The organism is Allobosea sp. 05L423 (assembly GCF_056397745.1).
Genome location: NZ_JBFTOA010000014.1, coordinates 55,733 through 71,107 on the forward strand (window position 1 = coordinate 55,733; position 15,375 = coordinate 71,107).

Genomic DNA, 15,375 nt, shown 5'->3' on the forward strand with positions numbered 1-15,375 from the left:
ACGAATCCCTCAGCGTTTCACGAGTTCGACGCGACGGTTCCTGGACCGGCCGGGCTCGTCATCATTGGAAGCGAGGGGCGCCGCCATGCCCGCGCCGAAGGGCAGCAAGCGCTCGGTGGCCACGCCATGGGTCCTCGTCAAAACATCGGCGACCGCCCTGGCGCGCCGCTCCGAAAGATTGCGATTGTAGTCAAACGCACCCCTGCCGTCGGTGTGGCCGGTGACGACCAGTCGCAGGGACGGCTGCGCTTGCAGGAGCTTCGCGATCTCGCGCAGCGTCGGCGTCGATTCCGGTTTCACCTCAGCCTTATCGAAGTCAAACTGAATGCCATAGAGCGCGACGCGCCCACCGCTCTCCAGCCCGGCCTGCATCTGCCCGGCATCGATGAAGGCAATCTGGTCGCCTTGCATCGGCTTGCTTTCCACGACACGCAACGCGATATGCGTGGCGCCCAGACCCTTGCCGACCAGAAGTGCGACATGCACGTCACCCGAGGCGCGGCTCAGCCTGGCAAGACGATATGTCAGCGCCTGGCCGTAGTTGCCGTTGCGACGGCTGTCGTCGAGATAACCGCCAAGCTGGTAGAAGCCGCTGTCGCCTGAGACGCATTCGCGATCGGCGCAGGACAACAAGGTCTCGAACCCTTTTGCCTTCAGACTCTCGGCAAAATTCGCGTCGATCTCCAATGCCGAGCGGTCGGCCGGTCCGCGATAGACGATACCGAAGCTCCTGCCTTCCTGGCGCGTGCGCAGATCCTCGGGCAACGCCGTCGACCAGTCGAAGCGCCGTGGTACGGGCTTCGCCAGGAGATCGACGCGGTCGAAATCCGAGCTTTGGTAGACGATGATCTCCGAGCCCTTGTAACGCCCGACAAGCGGATGGTCGGCGGAGCCCGGAGCGTCCTTGGCCATGGCGGAGGACAAAAGCGGGATTACGAGACAAAGCAGAACCCCGAATGCGAGATGTCTCGCCATGCGCGGTAGGGATGAGCCGTTTGGCATGGCAAGTCTCTGCAGGTGAAAATCGGGAGGAGCTCTGTGTCGGAGCTTTACTCCCGCCTTCCGCTACGGAACATTCCCTGGGCGGGGAGGATTTTGTCACCGCGCCCGCCAGCGGAGCCCACGACATTCGCCGATGCCGAGACTGAACAAGCGCAAATGGCATGAACTCGATCTTCTGTGCCGGAGCGGAGCAGGGATCGCGGCGATCGCGCCGATGGCATGCCGGCTTCTGCGCGAGTTCGTTGGTGCCGATGCCGGGGCACTGTTCTGGATGGATGAGACTGGTCTGCCGGAGGGCTTCTTCCACGAGGATTCGCCAGCGAGTGCGCGCGATCTCTTCGTCAACGAATTCGAACGTCTGTTTCTGGGGCCGGAGGAGCTGAACGTCGCGGCGCTCGCCCATATGAAGGGCTCGGATGCTGGGCATCTGCTGGCGCCGCCGGCCTCCTATTATCGATCGAACACCTTCAACCTGCTGGTGCGCGCCAGCGGCCATCGGCATGCGCTCGACCTGCGGATCGACCATCAGGGCCGCCCGCGCGTGATCGTCCTGCTGTTCCGGACCGGTGCATACCCGTTCGACGAGGAGAACCTCGCCACGCTGAGGCTTGCCTCAGCGCCGCTCCGGCGCGCGCTGTCGGGAAACGGACGCGCAGCGCAATGGGAGCCGACTCCCCTCAAGGGGCATGCGCTGGTCGACGCCTCGGGCCAGACCCTCCTGATGATGAGCGAGGCCGCACAGCAGATACTGCAGAAGACGAATTCGGTCGGGCAGGATATCCAGCTCGAGGGGCCGATCACCACGCCGCCGCGGTTCATGCGGCATCTGTGCTCCGACATAGCGGCAGGACGCGAGGCGCGCGGCTTCGTCGCGATCCCGGACGGCCGGCTGGTCATCACCCCCGAACAGCTTCACACGCCCGTCGGAGGCCGCAGCGCGATCCTGATGACCATGCAGATCGAGCGGCCGCGCAATTTGCGACTTGTCGAGCGCCTGCTGGACCTCGCGCTGTCGCCGAAGCAGCGCGGAATTATGCTGGAGGCGGCGCTCGGCCATGCCCGTTCCGAGGTCGCCGCGCGCACCGGCACGGGCACCGAGGCCATGAAGAAGCACCTCGGCGCGATCTACCAGGCGACCGGGGCTCATTCCTGGGACGCGATGGCACGTCTCCTGGATTGATAGCCCGGACGCTGACTGCCATGCCGGAGACGGTGCCGAGAGGCCGGACGGAAAGCCGCGCCGCCCGAATCTGATTCCGAACTTTCGCCCCGGACCGGCGTTGCTAGCTTGCCCATATTCGCGGGGGGGGCCGTCGCCGGGAGAATGCGTATGCGGATCGCGCAGGTTGCGCCGCTATCGGAGGCGGTTCCACCCCGATTGTACGGGGGCACGGAAAGGGTGGCCTCGTGGCTCACAGAGGAACTCGTCCGACAGGGACATGATGTCACCCTGTTTGCCTCAGCCGATTCCCAAACCTCCGCCGAGCTGGTTGCATGTTGTCCGAAGGGCTTGCGGCTGGCAGGCATTCGCGATCACACGGCCAGCCATCTCGCCATGCTCGCCAGGGTCCGTGAGCGGGAGGCGTCATTCGACGTCATCCACTTCCACCTCGATCTGCTTCAGCATGCGATGTTCTCGGACCTGGCTCACAAATGCGTGACGACGTTGCATGGCCGCCTCGATCTGCCCGATTTCCTGCCTGTCTATCAGGCCTTTCCGCGGATGCCGTTGATTTCGATTTCCCAGGGGCAGCGGAAGCCGATGCCCGCCGCGGTCAACTGGCTGGCAACGGTGCATCACGGCCTAGGGCCGGGTCTATGCCCGTTCGATGCGAGGGGAGGAGACTATCTCGCCTTTCTCGGGCGGATCACGCCTGAGAAGCGACCGGACCGAGCGATCGAGATCGCCAAACGTGCGGGGATGGCCCTCAAGATCGCGGCGAAGGTCGATTCGGTCGATGAGGACTATTTCCGGAAGCGGATCGAGCCACTGCTCGACGATCCGTCGATCGAGTTCCTCGGCGAGATCGACGAGGCGCAGAAGAGCGCATTGCTCGGCGGTGCCCGGGCGCTGCTATTTCCGATCGACTGGCCGGAGCCGTTCGGCCTGGTCATGATCGAAGCGATGTCGGCGGGAACGCCCGTCATCGCCTGGCGCAACGGCTCCGTGCCCGAAATCGTAGAGGAAGGCGTGTCGGGGTTCATCGTCGACACCATCGCCGACGCCGTTGCCGCCTGCCAACGCAGTATCACCCTGGATCGCCGTCGCGTACGGGCTCATTTCAACAGTCATTTTACTGCCGCTCGGATGGCCCGCGATTATCTCGCGGCATTCGATCGCTTGCTGACGTCCCCACGTAATTATCGCGGGGCCGCAGAATAGACGCAGAGACGTGAACCAATCGCCTGAACGAGCCCCATGACCTCCGACGACGGGGAGCTTCGGATGCATGAACAGAATACTGTCCCAAGGCAGCCCGAAATAGCGGCGCCGCATGAGGCCGACAGGCTTCTTGATGCGCATCCATCCCTCGTCGAGCGTCCGCTTCGCACCTTGAAATCCGGAGACGCCTTCGCGGTTCTGGATAGCTACGGCGACATCGGGATTACCCCGAACACGTCCGAGGGGCTGTTCTGCAACGACACCAGGCATCTTTCGCGGCTGCAACTGTTCTTCGAGGACAAGCGCCCCTTGATCCTTTGCTCCGTGATCCAGGACGACAATATCGCCCTGACGGTAGACCTCGCCAATCCGGAAGTTACGCGAAGGGACGGCTCAACCGTCATCCCGCGTGACGCGATCGCAATTGAACGGACGACATTCCTCTGGAACGCGGTGTGCTTTGAACGCGTCGGATTGCGCAACTTTGATCGGATTCCACATGAATTCTCGATGTCGTTGTCTTTCGAAGCCGATTTTCGCGACCTCTTCGAAGTCCGCGGGATGAAGCGCGCCCGTCGGGGCGAGACGGAGATCCAGATCGATTCAGGAGCCGCGCGCTTCGCTTATCGTGGTCTGGACGACAGGGTGAGACGAACGGTCCTGCGTTTCAAACCAGAACCGTACCATGTGACGAACGGGTTCGCCTCGTTCCGATTCCGCTTGGAGCCTGGCGAGCGAACCTCGCTCCTTGTCACCATCGCCTGTGATCTCATCGATGATCCGGAACGGCAGGTTCATCCCTTCAGCTGCGCCTCCGGCGTACCGCCCCAGGATTTCTCCAAGGCCTATCAGGATGCCCGCCGTGGCCTTCGCGCGCTCACGGCCAACATATCCAAGGTGGGATCGTCGAACGCCCCCTTTACGGATCTGATCAACCGATCGACCTCGGACCTGTACACGCTCATGACCCGCGGGATCGATGGGCTTTATCCCTATGCCGGCATTCCATGGTTCTCAACGATGTTCGGCCGCGATGGGATCATCACCGCCATGATGCTGTTGTGGGCCGATCCGACCGTAGCGCAGGGTGTCCTGCTGCAATTGGCGCGAGCACAAGCCGTGGTCAGCGACCCCACCGCCGATGCGCAGCCGGGCAAGATTCTGCACGAACGACGAAGCGGAGAGATGGCCAATCTCGGCGAGGTGCCGTTCAGGTTCTACTATGGCTCGGTAGACGCCACTCCGCTGTTCGTCATGCTTGCGGGCCAGTATTTCGATCGGACTGGTGACCTCGCCATGATCGAACGGCTCTGGGATAACATCGAGGCTGCGCTCCTGTGGTGCGAGACGTTTGGGGATCGCGATGGAGACGGATTCGTCGAGTATTTTCGCGAAACGGAAAGCGGGCTGACCAACCAAGGCTGGAAGGACAGTCACGATTCGATTTCCCATGCCGATGGATCCCTGGCGCGAGGCCCGATCGCTCTCGTCGAAGTGCAGGCCTATGTCTATGCTGCCAAACGGGCCGGAGCGACCATGGCTCGCGCCCTCGGGTTCTGGGATCGCGCCGACGAACTGGAGCAGCAAGCGTCAATTCTGCAGGAACGCTTCGATCGCGCCTTCTGGTGTGAAGAGATCGGCTCCTACGCGCTGGCTCTCGACGGCGACAAGCGCCCCTGTCGGGTTCGCTCTTCGAACGCCGGACATGCCCTGTTTGGGGGCATCGCCTTTCCCGAACGCGCCGCGCGAGTCGCTCGCACCCTGATGAGCGAAGGGAGTTTCAGTGGCTGGGGCATCCGGACACTGAATGTGGGGGAAACACGCTATAATCCGATGTCGTATCACAATGGCTCGGTTTGGCCGCACGACAACGCCTTGATCGCGATCGGCTTTGGCAGCTACGGCTTCAAGTTCGAGGCGGCACGATTATTCGAAGCCCTCGCCAATGTGGCGACGTATCAGGAACAACAGCGCTTGCCGGAGCTGTTCTGTGGCTTCCTTAGGAAGCCGCGACGCGGACCCACCGCCTATCCCGTGGCCTGCTCGCCTCAGGCCTGGGCCGCAGCGGCTCCCTTCGCCATGTTGGCGGCTTGCCTCGGACTGCAACTTCCGGCGGGGGCAAACGAGATCAAGCTGGTCGATCCTGTTCTGCCATCATTCCTGGATGACGTGATCATTCGCGGCCTGACGCTGGGTTCTTCGCAATTCGATCTGCGCGTGCATCGCCACCAAAGCGACGTCACGATCAACATCCTGAAGCGCTGGAACGACAGCAACGCACAGGTAACGATGATAAAGACTAAGTAATTACTTTTGATTCCGGTGCCTATACCTGCATATCCATCGCGCTCCTGACGGCAATTATAGCTTGGCTTATTGACTTTAATCTACAATAAACCTTGATATAATCCAATAGAGCGACAGATAAAAATGTCCGGGAGACTTGAATGGAAATCCCGAAATTTAGTGTGCTGATCGCAAACTATAATAATGCGCGCTTGATTCAACAAGCGCTCGATAGCATCAAAGCGCAAACGGTTCAAAATTATGAAGTTATCGTTGTCGATGATGGATCTACAGATGGCAGCCATTCTGTTATCGAATTGGCGAAATTGAGCTTCGGTGGAAAGCTGAGGCACTCATTTCAGGACAATCGCGGTGTCGCGAGCGCAAGGAACGCTGCCTTGAAGATGTGCTCTGGGGAATATATCACATTTTTAGATCCAGATGATTATTGGCATGATCGGCGACTTCAGATTCATGAGTATGTATTGGATCGAAACCCGAATATTGGATTTTGCTGCAGTGACTTTGAGTTGCTTTATGAAGATGGCCGTTCTGAGCGTCATTTCGACAAATGGTTGGTGTTTCCGGATTTCCCCTTCGAGCGGGAAATCCCGCGAGAGGACGCGCTGCGATGGCTTCTGCGTGTCAATTTTGTAGGAACAAATGGCGCGACAATTCGAAGAAGCTGCGTTGAAAACGTCGGTCTATTTAAAGAAAATTATAGGCAATCTGAAGATTATGATTATTGGCTTAGATGCGCAGCGAACTCGGAATTTTATGTAATCCCGCAAGTTCTTCATACATACAGAATTCACCGAGGCGGATTAACCAATAATTATCTTGAAAATTGCGAATATAGTCAACGTGCCGTCCAGGAATGCGCAAAAGCTTATAGCGAATTCATACGATATCACGGCCTGCAACACGCGGTTAAAAGATCGATCTCGCGGAGATGGTATGAGATCGGCAATTTGAATTTCGAAAATGGATACCTGGGAAAAGCCTATGGATCGTATTTTGCCGGGTTGCAATCGGATATGTCAGTTTCAAATATTCTAGATTTTCTATCGGTCACATGCCGTAAGACGATCAGGCTTGCTGCGTTTGGTATTTGTTAAATGCGGCGTTTTGACTGTCGCCCCGAATGGGCCGGCGCATGCCCCTAGCTTGTTCCAACTGAGCGAGCGTCAGATGGCTTGGACATCGCCGTTCTTTCCCCTGGCACACGACGTGTCGATGGCCAGCGGGTTGTGAGCAAGATCTTGGCGATATCAATGTCGAGGGTCTCGATGGCCATCGCCGCTCGCCTCCGGTTGACAAGCCCTCAGCCTGCAAGGGGTAGAGAGAGCCGCCCCTACCATTAGCTGGCGCAAGGAGTTCTGTGGCCTGAAGAGTGGCCGGGTGAGCCGCATCCCCCAGCTCCGACGAGCCCTGCTGGCGTGATACCCATCGAACGATCTTGTGGGCCGCATCGCCACCGCGGTCAGCGCGTGCCCGGCTTGGCCGAAGCAAGCCGGGCAAATTGGAATGCAAGACAAAGAAGCTTAACTCGCCGAAGCCAGCCGCTCCCCTTCTGGCATGACGCCTGTCAGCCTGCCCGACGCATTGGCTCGCCGTTAAGCCGCGCTGCCATCTGACCGGCCATCCGACGCAATCCGACCGTCTTGTCTTCAGTTCGGAAGCTGGCGACGAGCTGGTTGAGCCGATCGATCTGATCACTGAGCGACGTTGCGCTCGCCGCACTTTCCTCTGCCAGGGCAGCATTTTGCTGCGTCATCTCGTCCATATGCGCGACGGTCTGGCTCATCTCGTCGATGCCATTCGCTTGTTCGTTCGACGCAGCCGATATGTCTGACACCGTTGCCGACACCTTGCGCGAGGCGTCCACGATGTGGCTGAGAACCTCACCGGCAGAGCGAACGAGCTCGACGCCCTGCTGGACCTCGCCAGCCGATTCCACGATCAATGCGGAAATGTCCTTCGCGGCTTCGCTGGACCTTTGTGCAAGCGTCCGAACCTCGGAAGCGACGACGGCAAACCCCTTGCCGGCATCGCCCGCACGCGCGGCTTCAACCGCGGCATTGAGCGCTAGAAGGTTCGTCTGGAAGGCAATCTCATCGATGACGGAAGTGATGTCTGAAATCTTGCGCGACGCCAATTCGATCCGGTTCATGGCGTCGACAGCATCATGGACAATGGCTCCGCCCCTTTCCGCTACTGTCATGGCCTCCTCGGCCATAGCAACTGCCTGACGCGAGGCGTGAGCCGAAGCTTTAACTGAAGCCGCGAGCTGCTCGGTAGTCGCGGCCGTCTCCTCAAGCGAGGAAGCCTGCTCTTCCGTTCTTTTCGACAGATCATCGGCGCCGATGTTGATCTCACGCGCCGCGGTGCCGACATCGACCGAAGTCGCTTGGATCGTTATGACCGTCTCCGCAAGACCGTCGATCGCGCGATTGAAATCGTTGCGCAGTTTTTCGTATTCGTCGGCGACCTCATCGGTGAGGCGACAGGTCAGGTCGCCTGCAGCCAAACGATCCAATCCTTCAGCCAACATCATGACGATCTGCTGCTGCTGCCGGGCGAACTCCATGCGCTCGGCCTCCGTGCGGTGACGTTCGGCCTCGTGCGCGTTGCGCTGCGCCTGCGCAGCTTGATCACGATCCAGCTTCTCCGATTCCATCCGGCGCATTTCGAGGCCGTTGCTTTTGAAGACCATGACTGCACGCGCCATGTCGCCGACCTCATCTTTGCGGTCGCCTCCCACGATTTCAGCCTCGAATTGCCCTTGCGCCAACTCGGCCATCGCAGCCTTCAGCCGCTGGAGAGGGCCGGTAATCGTTTTTGCAGCGAGGGCAACGGCGCCGAGAACGCCCAACAAGAGACCTGCGCCAGCTGTGATGAGCATGATCATCGTGGCCCGACTGCTTTCGGCAGCCAGTTCGGCCGAGCGACGATCGGTCTGTTGAAGCACACGCGTGTTGAGGTCTGAAATCGCGTTCACCAGATTCCGCAGTTTGCCGTCGAGCGTATCCATGACGGCAAGCGCCTTCTCGTTCTGGTCGCTTTCACCAAACGCAATAGCTTGTTTTACCGAGCCCTCCAGAGCGCGCGCATCGGCGGTGATACGTTCGATCGCGTCTTTTTCTGCGGGCAGAGCGATCTCTGCCTCTCTTAGAAAGGCGAGAACTTGCGAATATGAAGCGCTACCATCAGCCTTCGCAACTGCAATGCTCGGGGACCCCAGCGGATAGGCGATGATCTTGTAGGTCTGGGCGATCAGATTATTGGCGGCATGTGAGGCGCGCGCGGTTGCAAGGATGCCTTTGGGCCGCGTCTGCAGCATCTCTTCGTAATTTGCCTTGACGCTCATCAGCTGGACGCTGCCAAAGATTGAGACGCCGAGGCCAACGAGACTGGCGAACAAGACGGCCACCCCGATCTTGGTTCGGATTTTGATGTTACTGAATTTCATAGGGCGGCCCTGCAACGGGGAGAGGTGCAACGACAACTCGCATGCGCCCAGCATCACTAACGACACGCTAAAATTTTGATCGATTCTAAATTGCGTAGCCTTATGAAATCGCTGCGAAACTTGTAGTTGTGCAGCAGAGCAGATGCGATCATTTGGATCGACATCGGCAGGTCCCGAGTGAGCGGTCCAGGACCTGGTCCGGGCGGCGCGCCATTTTTCGGGCATCCTGCGCCTAGAGAAAGACGGATCTCATGTCGCGGAGCCGATTTAGCCGGCCGCCGGGCTGTGACGCGGCGGATCTGATCATCTTCTGGGCGAAGGCCGGGGGAATGCCGGTTTAGGGCCGACGAGGCGGCCTGGTTCAACGAGCGACGGCTGCTCGAGCGCCCCGGCAACATCCTGCTGGCCGAAGCCGAGGAACGCTACTGCGCGATGGCGGGCGAACCAGCGATGGCAGCATGGCTCAAACGAAATGGGCTCGGGAAATCCCGGGGCGATTCATCCGAGGAAACCGGGGCGGTTCAGAGCGTCGTTTGAGGCATCATCGCCCGGCGATCCGCCCGACAATCGCTGAAACCGATCGCGGAAGCGCGGCAGCGCCTCGGGGTTAACCAGACGGGGCGGAACCTTCCCTGTGAAGATATCGATCCATTGCTGCGCTGCCGCATGAGCCATGGTCCAATTCGATTCCTGCGTCATGGCGGCGATGTGCGGATTGGCGATCACGTTGTCGAACTGCATCAACGGGTGCGATGGCGGTGGAGGCTCATCGAGAAAGACATCGAGACCCGCCCCAGCAAGTTTGCCGGCTGAAAGCGCCCGCGCCAGGTCGTCTTCGCGATGGATGCCGCCGCGCGCCGTGTTGATGAAGAACGCGGTCGGTTTCATCATCTCGAATTCGCGCGTGCCGATACTTCCCAGCGTGGCCGACGTGCGCGGGCAGTGCACCGAGATGAAATCCGATTTGGCGAAGATCTGGTCGCGTGACGCCGGCACTGCACCGCGAGCGACGATCTCATTATCCGGCAAGTTCGGGTCGTAGGCGAGTACCTGCATATTGAAGCCGTAGCGGCAGATGCTGGCGGTAATTCTGCCAATCTGGCCCAGCCCGACGATCCCGACGATCTTGTTCTCTAGATTGTTCCCCAGCAGCGCGAAGCGGTCGGCATTTGGCCTGGACCGTACGAGTCGGTCACCGGCTGTGATCCGTTTCGACAGCGCCAGCATCAGGCCGAGGGCATGCTCTGCAACCGCACGCGCATTCGTGCCCGTTTGGTTGCAGACGAGGACGCCGGCCGCCGTGCAGGCTTCGACATCGATCACATCATAGCCCGCGCCTGTCGAGCTGACGGCCAGCAGGTTCGGGCATCGAGCCAGCAAGCTCGCATCGGCGAACCAGGGTTCTCGGAGTTCTACGCGCGAGGAGATCTGATACCCATGCGCGCTCGCCAAGGAGGCTCGGTTCAGATCTTCTGCATCGTCATATCGCAAGCGTTCGAGTTCAACGGAGGGATGTTGAGAGAACACGGCGTCTGCGGCTGAGTCGTCTGTCCAGCGTTCGAAGAAAGCAAGTCTGGGAGTCTGGAGCATCAACGGTCGCTATGAGCTGGCAAGTTGTTGATAGAGTACAACGAAAATCTATCGTCGTGGGCATTTTATGTCTATACGAATATGGATACTTCGAGGAGCGGAGGTCGCTCGGGCGATACGTTTGAGGGAGACAGTGAGCTTTGAGCAGTCAGGCGGCGATCGGCGAAGATGCTCAGGCGCGTTCCCAGATCCGATCCGGGAGTGATATCGCCGAGGCGGCTGCGGAAGTGGGTACGCTCGGCCAGCGCATCCATGCCGATCTCGAGGCGAAAATCCTGTCCGGGGAATGGCCGCCCGGTCACAGGTTGCCCTACGAGCACGAGCTGATGGCCCAGTATGGGTGTGCCCGAATGACGGTGAACCGTGCCATGACGGCCCTTGCGAGCGCAGGGCTGATCGAACGTCGGCGCCGGGCCGGGTCCTTCGTAGCTAAGCCGCGGATGCACTCGGCGATCCTGCAAATTCCTGACCTTGCAGCCGAGATCCGTTCGCGCGGGGCGACCTACAGCTATGAATTGATCTCGCGCAAGCGGCGAAAGGCAGCGAAGCGCGACACGGATCGGACGGCTTTTGCGCTCGGGACGCCGTTGATCGAACTGAGCTGTCGCCATCTCGCCGATGCAAATCCGCTTGTTTATGAGGAACGGCTGATCTCCGTGGAGATGGTGCCCGAGGCGGAGCATGTGTCTTTCGAAACCGTTCCGCCTGGCTCGTGGATGCTCGAGCATGTGCCCTGGACAGAGGCAGAGCACCGAATCTCAGCGCTAAATGCCGATGAGAGCCAGGCAGAGGCGCTGTCGATCCAGCCTGGCGAGGCTTGTCTGTGCGTCGAGCGCCGGACCTGGCGCTCGGGAAAGGCCGTCACCTTCGTGCGGCAGATCTTCGTGGGCACTCGGTACGATCTTGTCGCGCGTTTCAGCCCACGCTGAGGCTCATCCCTAGGCCTCGTCGCAGCCCTGTCGCTTCAGGATCGCATCGACCCAACTCCGGTCGACCTCGCCCGACGCGATCTCGGCCAGGAGCTCCGCTTCCTTCTTGCGGATACCTGTGACCGTTGCGAAGACCTCGTCCAGACTGTCGTGGGGGACGGCAACGAGCCCGTCCTCGTCGCCCAGCATGAGATCGCCCGGGGCAACAACCATGCCGCCAATCGCGATCGGCACATTGATCTCGCCTGGCCCGTCCTTGTAGGGGCCACGATGGGTCACACCCGCCGCGTAGACCGGGAAGGGGCCGGCGCCGATGACGGCGCTATCACGGATGGCCCCGTTGATGACGATGCCGCCGAAGCCCCGTAGCCGCGCATATCCCAGCATGATCTCGCCGAACAGTGCGTTGGTCAGATCGCCGCCGGCATCGACGACGATGACGTCGCCGGGCTCGGCTATGTTCATCGCCTTGTGCAGCATCAGATTGTCGCCTGGACGCGCAAGCACTGTCACTGCAGGTCCGATCAATCGGCCGCCGGCATGGTAGGGCCGCAAGCTTGTGCCGCCATGGCGCATGCGCCCCATGGCATCGCTGGCATGGGCGACGGCGACGTCGCCAAAGCGCGCGAGATTGTCGGCGGACAGACGAGGGCCACGCGGGTGGACCCGGAAACCGATGGGCATGGTAAAGCCTTGCGAGAATGCGTTCGGGGGGACGGGGCTAGAAGTCGTTGCGCTCGTGATAGGTCTGCAGGAACTGCTGGATACGCGGCTCGCTGGCTGCGTGAAGAATTTGTTGCGGCGTGCCGACCTGGACAATTCGGCCACCGTCTAGGAACGCGATCTTGTCAGCCACCTTTGCGGCGAAACCGATCTCGTGGGTGACCACGACCATGGTCATGCCTTCTTCCGCCAGGTCGCGCATGACCTGCAAAACTTCGCCGACGAGTTCGGGATCCAAGGCGGATGTCGGTTCGTCGAACAGCATGACCTGCGGATCCATCGCCAGCGCACGTGCGATCCCGACGCGCTGCTGCTGCCCCCCCGACAGGGCGGAGGGATAGTTCTGGGCCTTGGCTGCCAGGCCGACGCGCGCCAGCATGGCCTGCGCCTTCCCGGTTGCATCCGCCTGCGTGAGCCCGCGCACCCGCACGAGCGGCTCAGCGACGTTCTGCAAGGCGGTCATATGCGGCCAGAGATTGAACTGCTGGAAGACCATGCCGATCTGCTGGCGCATCGCTCGCAGGCGGCTTGCCTTCATCAGCTCCCGACGACCACCCGATTCGGTGAAGCCGATCGGCTGGCCGTCGATCTTGATCAGGCCCGCCGTATAGCTTTCGAGCATGTTGATGCAGCGCAGCAGCGTGCTCTTGCCCGAGCCGCTCGGACCGATCAGGCAGACCACCTCGGAGCGCTCGACGGTGAGATCGACAGCCTTCAGGACTTCGAGCGTCCCGAAGCTCTTCGATACACCCGACATTTCGATCATCGGTGTGCTCATCAAACTCTCGCCGCTCCAAGATGCCGTGTCACGCGCCGTTCAAGGAAGCGGCCGAGCGTGGAAAGGATTGCGATGATGGCCCAGTAGCAGAGCGCCAGGGCCAGTATCGCCTCAAAGGCGGCAAAGGTCTCGACCGCCATCTTTTGTATCTGAAAGGTAAGTTCGGCGACCGTGATGATCGAGAGGACCGCCGTTTCCTTGCAGATGATCAGAATCATGTTGACCAAAGGCGGCGTCGCCGAGACCAGCGCCTGCGGCAACACGATCCGCACCATGATCCAGGCCGGATGCATCCCGAGGCTGGCCGCCGCCTCGACATGACCGCGCGGGACGCCCGCCAAGGCGCCGCGGAATATCTCTGCGATATAGGCACTGCCATGGAGGCTTAACGCCAGGACACCGGCTGCCACGGGCTCGAGCACGAGGCCGATGGAGGGACCGCCGGCGTAGATCAGGAAGATTTGCACCAGCAGCGGCGTGCCGCGGAATATCTCGACATATCCCCGCAGCACGATCTGCAGAAGCCGCGATGGGATCTGCCGCAGGAGCGCCACCAACAGGCCGAGTACGCTCGCGCCGATCGAGCTCAGAATCCAGCACAGCAGGGTCAACTTGAGGCCGGTAACGAAATTGGGGCCGTAGGTCCGGAGCAGTTCGAGATCCATTCTCAGCCCCTGACGAAGCGCCGCTCGAGCAGATGGCCGGCAGACGAAATGGCAATGCTCAACACAAGATAGATTGCTCCGGCCGCGAGGTAGAACTCCATCGGCCTGAACGTACTGGCAGCGAAGGTCTGGCTCGTGCGCGTCAGTTCGGCCAGCCCCACGACGGAGATCAGCGAGGACGCCTTGAGCAGCAGGATCAGTTCATTGATCATGGCCGGCGTCGAGATCCGCAGCACCTGCGGCAACAGGATCGAACGCCAAAGATCGACGGGCGTGAAGCCCAAGGCGTGTGCCGCCTCGGATTGCCCGACCGGAATCGCATTGAGAGAGCCGCGCAGGATTTCGGCGATATAGGCGGCCCCGACAAGGCCCAGAGCGAGCACGGCCGAAGTCGTGCCCGACAAATTGATCCCCGCAAATGGCAGGAAATTGTAGAACAGCAGCAGTTGCACGAGGAGCGGCACACCCCGAAAGAAGCTCAGATAAAGCCGCGCAAACCCCGACAGCAGTCGCGAGCGTGAACTGTGCAGTAGATAGATCAGCAACCCGATGACGCTGCCGAGCGCCATCCCGAGCACGGAAATGGTCAGCGTGACGCCTGTCCCCTTGAGCAGGAAGGGGAACGCATCAATGACGGCTTGCACGCCGACCATGTCCGGTTACCTCGCTCGTGTCAGGCGTCAGAGAGCCGGCTCGGGCAACGTCGATGGAAGCTGCTCGGTGCGGCCGAACCACTTCATTTGAATGGCTGCCACGCGGCCGTCCGAGACCATCTTGGCGAGCGCCTTGTTCACGGCCTCGGTCAGGGAGGCGTCCTCGGGACCCTGGCGCATCACCCAGCAATAATAGGTCGGCGTGCCAAAACCGGGATTCACAACCTCGAGCGCGTCGGGACGCTTGGTAGCTGCATACGCAACGTTGGGGGTCGATGTCGCGGCGGCGGCGAGACGGCCCGATGCTACGTCCGCGAAGGCCTGAGTCGTGTCGCTGTATTCGCGGATATCGATCGGCGTCGGCAGCGTCTTGGAGAAGGCGTCGAGCTGCTTCATCGACGAGCTCGCCTTGATGGTGCCGACCGGCTTGCCGGCCAGATCCTCCGGCTTGGAGACAGCAGTGTTGCCCTTCTTCTTGATGAAGGCGTTGCCGGAATAGGCGAAGGGTGTCGAGAAGGCGTAGCGCTTGACCCGCTCCTTGGTGGCGTTGACCGGGGCGCCGACAAAGTCGAACCTCTTGGCTTCGAGACCCGGCAGGATGCTCGTCCAGGGCAGATCGACATACTCGACCTTGACGCCGATTTCCTTGCCGATCTCGTCGAGCAGGTCCTTGTTCACTCCGGTGTACTGGCCGTTCTCCATGAAGTCGAAGGGCGGAAACTGCATCTCGGTGACGACGACGAGTTTGCCCTCCGACTTGATGCGCTCAAGGGTGTCGGCCTGCGCGGCGGTCAGAGCCGCCGCCAGCATGGAGCCCGCCAGCAGCAAGCGGCCAAGGCCGCCGTTAATCCGTAGAAGTGATCCCGTCATGTCTGATCCCCTTTTTTGGTTTGT

At 60.7% G+C, this 15,375-nt stretch carries 13 protein-coding genes; 5 read left to right on the forward strand and 8 right to left on the reverse strand.

What is annotated here, in order from left to right; genetic code table 11:
* Positions 1 to 9 precede the first annotated feature (9 nt).
* Positions 10 to 1,002, reverse strand: a complete 993-nt coding sequence (locus AC1DNE_RS23110) for an OmpA family protein (protein ID WP_476765267.1) — start codon at positions 1,000 to 1,002, stop codon at positions 10 to 12.
* 133 nt (positions 1,003 to 1,135) lie between these two features.
* Between AC1DNE_RS23110 and AC1DNE_RS23115 the strand changes: the two genes are divergently transcribed.
* The 4 genes from AC1DNE_RS23115 to AC1DNE_RS23130 all read left to right on the forward strand — a co-directional run bounded on the left by AC1DNE_RS23115 (position 1,136) and on the right by AC1DNE_RS23130 (position 6,789).
* Complete coding sequence (locus tag AC1DNE_RS23115; RefSeq protein WP_441469094.1) at positions 1,136 to 2,182, forward strand: helix-turn-helix transcriptional regulator; 1,047 nt, start codon at positions 1,136 to 1,138, stop codon at positions 2,180 to 2,182.
* A 150-nt stretch (positions 2,183 to 2,332) separates the two neighbouring features.
* Positions 2,333 to 3,385 (forward strand): glycosyltransferase family 4 protein, encoded by a 1,053-nt coding sequence (locus tag AC1DNE_RS23120; RefSeq protein ID WP_441469095.1) that lies wholly within the window; start codon positions 2,333 to 2,335, stop codon positions 3,383 to 3,385.
* A 36-nt stretch (positions 3,386 to 3,421) separates the two neighbouring features.
* The gene (locus tag AC1DNE_RS23125; protein WP_441469096.1) at positions 3,422 to 5,692 is read left to right on the forward strand and encodes an amylo-alpha-1,6-glucosidase; all 2,271 of its coding nucleotides are present in this window, start codon (positions 3,422 to 3,424) and stop codon (positions 5,690 to 5,692) included.
* Positions 5,693 to 5,832: 140 nt separating this feature from the next.
* Positions 5,833 to 6,789: a glycosyltransferase family 2 protein gene (locus AC1DNE_RS23130; RefSeq protein ID WP_476765269.1), complete on the forward strand. Its 957-nt coding sequence runs from the start codon at positions 5,833 to 5,835 to the stop codon at positions 6,787 to 6,789.
* A gap of 470 nt (positions 6,790 to 7,259) precedes the next feature.
* Here the strand turns inward: AC1DNE_RS23130 and AC1DNE_RS23135 are convergent, their stop codons facing one another.
* Positions 7,260 to 9,143, reverse strand: a complete 1,884-nt coding sequence (locus AC1DNE_RS23135; RefSeq protein WP_441469098.1) for a methyl-accepting chemotaxis protein — start codon at positions 9,141 to 9,143, stop codon at positions 7,260 to 7,262.
* Between the two features lie 498 nt (positions 9,144 to 9,641).
* A complete protein-coding gene (locus AC1DNE_RS23140; protein ID WP_476765270.1) occupies positions 9,642 to 10,733 on the reverse strand; it encodes a hydroxyacid dehydrogenase in 1,092 nt (363 codons plus the stop codon).
* Between the two features lie 188 nt (positions 10,734 to 10,921).
* Here AC1DNE_RS23140 and hutC point away from each other — a divergent pair, with 188 nt between their 5' ends.
* Complete coding sequence (hutC, locus tag AC1DNE_RS23145) at positions 10,922 to 11,662, forward strand: histidine utilization repressor (protein WP_476765277.1); 741 nt, start codon at positions 10,922 to 10,924, stop codon at positions 11,660 to 11,662.
* 9 nt (positions 11,663 to 11,671) lie between these two features.
* Here hutC and AC1DNE_RS23150 read toward each other — a convergent pair whose 3' ends face one another.
* The 5 genes from AC1DNE_RS23150 to AC1DNE_RS23170 are packed head-to-tail and all read right to left on the reverse strand — an operon-like array spanning position 11,672 to position 15,351.
* Complete coding sequence (locus AC1DNE_RS23150) at positions 11,672 to 12,346, reverse strand: RraA family protein (RefSeq protein WP_441469100.1); 675 nt, start codon at positions 12,344 to 12,346, stop codon at positions 11,672 to 11,674.
* Positions 12,347 to 12,383: 37 nt separating this feature from the next.
* On the reverse strand, positions 12,384 to 13,163 hold the full coding sequence (locus AC1DNE_RS23155; RefSeq protein WP_441469101.1) for an amino acid ABC transporter ATP-binding protein: 780 nt from the start codon (positions 13,161 to 13,163) through the stop codon (positions 12,384 to 12,386).
* Positions 13,163 to 13,828, reverse strand: coding sequence for an amino acid ABC transporter permease (locus tag AC1DNE_RS23160; protein ID WP_476765272.1), 666 nt, complete (start codon positions 13,826 to 13,828; stop codon positions 13,163 to 13,165). Before AC1DNE_RS23160 ends, AC1DNE_RS23155 begins: the two co-directional genes overlap by 1 nt.
* A gap of 2 nt (positions 13,829 to 13,830) precedes the next feature.
* Complete coding sequence (locus tag AC1DNE_RS23165; RefSeq protein ID WP_476765273.1) at positions 13,831 to 14,481, reverse strand: amino acid ABC transporter permease; 651 nt, start codon at positions 14,479 to 14,481, stop codon at positions 13,831 to 13,833.
* A 27-nt stretch (positions 14,482 to 14,508) separates the two neighbouring features.
* Positions 14,509 to 15,351: a transporter substrate-binding domain-containing protein gene (locus AC1DNE_RS23170; protein WP_441469104.1), complete on the reverse strand. Its 843-nt coding sequence runs from the start codon at positions 15,349 to 15,351 to the stop codon at positions 14,509 to 14,511.
* Positions 15,352 to 15,375 lie beyond the last annotated feature (24 nt).